Origin of the sequence: Sphingobium sp., assembly GCF_035511395.1 — a bacterium.
Classification (GTDB): domain Bacteria; phylum Pseudomonadota; class Alphaproteobacteria; order Sphingomonadales; family Sphingomonadaceae; genus Sphingobium.
In genome coordinates, this window is record NZ_DATKFP010000053.1 from 1 (window position 1) to 2,090 (window position 2,090).

The 2,090-nt window shown below is 64.1% G+C and carries 1 protein-coding gene and 1 pseudogene; one reads left to right on the forward strand and one right to left on the reverse strand.

The window, feature by feature from the left end; translation table 11 throughout:
* Positions 1-1,293: oligosaccharide flippase family protein (locus VMR39_RS02985; RefSeq protein WP_325414195.1), on the reverse strand; the 1,293-nt coding region annotated here is incomplete at its 3' end.
* 470 nt (positions 1,294-1,763) lie between these two features.
* Between VMR39_RS02985 and VMR39_RS02990 the strand changes: the two are divergent.
* Positions 1,764-2,090: pseudogene (locus VMR39_RS02990) on the forward strand (sulfotransferase family protein); the annotation flags it as partial.

A 2,090-nucleotide genomic window follows, 5' to 3' on the forward strand; every position in this document is an offset into this window, starting at 1 on the left:
CGGCAGCGCCGGGAATACGAACAGCCGCAGGCCATGGAGCACGACGCCGTAGCCGATCGACAGCGCCAGCCCGGCCGTGAAGTTGCGCACCGCGCCCGAAACGTCGATCCGTGCCTTCCACCGAATCAGGGCGAAGGCCCAGAGGGTGGAGCACAGGACCACCAGCGTCTGGGTCCACGCAAGCACCTCCAGCCCGAAGGGCGAGGCACAAAACACTGCCAGCACCGAAACCGCCGCGGTCACGAGGTTGAACATCATCACCCAACTCGTCCGCCCTTGGGCGGAAAAGGCGGGCTCGACGAGCAACTGTCCGAGACCCGCGACACCGCGCAGCGCCATCGCATAGGTGACCACCAGCGCGGCCATGTAGGACGGCTGGAAGAACAGCGCGATCACGTCTCTTGCGAAGACGACGATCACGGCGCCGAGCATGCCGGTGAGCAGTGTGATGGTGCCGGCGAAGCGGGTGAGGGGCGCCGCCAGTACCGTGCCCTGCCTGGCGGCAGAGCCGAATTGCGTCGCGGCGAAGCTGCTCATGGGCTGGGTGAGCGTGTCGGTGGCGCCGGTAGCCACCCGGTTGCCGAACCGATAGAGGCCGACGGCCGATGCGGAATAGAGCAGGCCCAGCAACAGGTCGCCGGCGTATCGGGACAGGAATCCCAGCATCCGCGAGCCATAGAGGCCGCCCGAGAACGCCGTCGCAGCCAAGGCGAGGTCCTTGCGGAACCGCATCTGGGGCCAGTCCCGTCCGAAGATCGCGAAAAGGATCGCACCCGAGATCACCCGCAGATAGCGGAAGGCCACCAGCGCATAGAGCGAATGCCAGAACCATAGCAGCAGGGCGCCGCCGACGAGCGCAACCAGGTTCTGCGTAAACATGATCGCGAAATTGAGCGTGATCGCGCGGCGGCGCAGCAGCGCGGCGGAAGACCACGCCCCGACGCTCGCGAGCGGCTGGATGAGCGCGAGAAGGGCAAGGACACCGCCGAGGTGCTCCGCCTCGAACAGCCATTCCAGCGGATAGGCTGCGATCGCAAGAAGCGCGGAGGCAGCGGATACAAGGCCGACGATCAGCCAGAAGCAGGTCGACAGCACGGCTGCATCGTCTTCCTTGGACGTCAGGATGAACTGGTAGAAGCCCGTGTAGGTTAGCGTCTGGATAAGGATCACGAAGACGATCCCCAGGCTGTAGATACCGTATTGCGCTGGCAGCAGGAAATGCGCGGCGAGCAACGTGATCACCAGCGTCGACGCCTGCTGCAGCGAACGTGCCGCGAACGCGAAAAGCGCCATGAAGCCTCGCCTGCCGGATGTTCGCAGGTCGATCCTGCGACCTATCGTGCTAGCCGTCATGCAAGCGCCGATCACGACGGCCGATCGAGGCGGGGCGATGCGCCGTTGTCGAGCCGTATCTGCGGGCGACGTCGGGAGCCTCCCTTCGCCTCGTTGTCATGGTCATTCGAAAATTCCCGGCGGATGGGCGTGCGGACCTCTTCGCGGCTGCCGCATACCTTCGATATCCAGATCAGCTTATCAGCCTCTGAGATGGGCAAGGTTAGAGGCGCGCCCTCAAATGCAAAATCGAACTTCGCCCAAGATGGAGGCATCTCGCCGGGCAAGGGGGAGGGGCATCGCGCTATACCAAGGGATAGGCCTTAGGGGGATTTCATCGTGAATGGCGTATTGGACCGCAAAGGGCGTGATCGCGCGCATTTCCGCGCCTTTCCTCGGCATCGGCGGCTCCCGGTTCGAGGAGGCCGGCCTTGATCCACGCGCTTCGCGAAACAGGCAAACGCACTGCCGGATGGCTGTTGAGCCGTTCCGCTCCCGGCCTGGATTACCGGAACTGCCTTTTCGTCCTCGCTCACATGCGTTGTGGATCGACGGCACTGTCGAACATCCTGTGTTCTCGGCCTGACGTCAGCGGCTATGGCGAATCGCATGTGCGTCATGACGGGCAGGGCGCGTTGGGGCGGCTGGCGATGAACCAGATGCGCCGTGGCGGATGGAAGCCGCAGGCGCCGATCCTCTTCGACAAGATACTCCATTCACGGCATGACTGGGCCACTCCCCACGAGTTTTTCGACGCC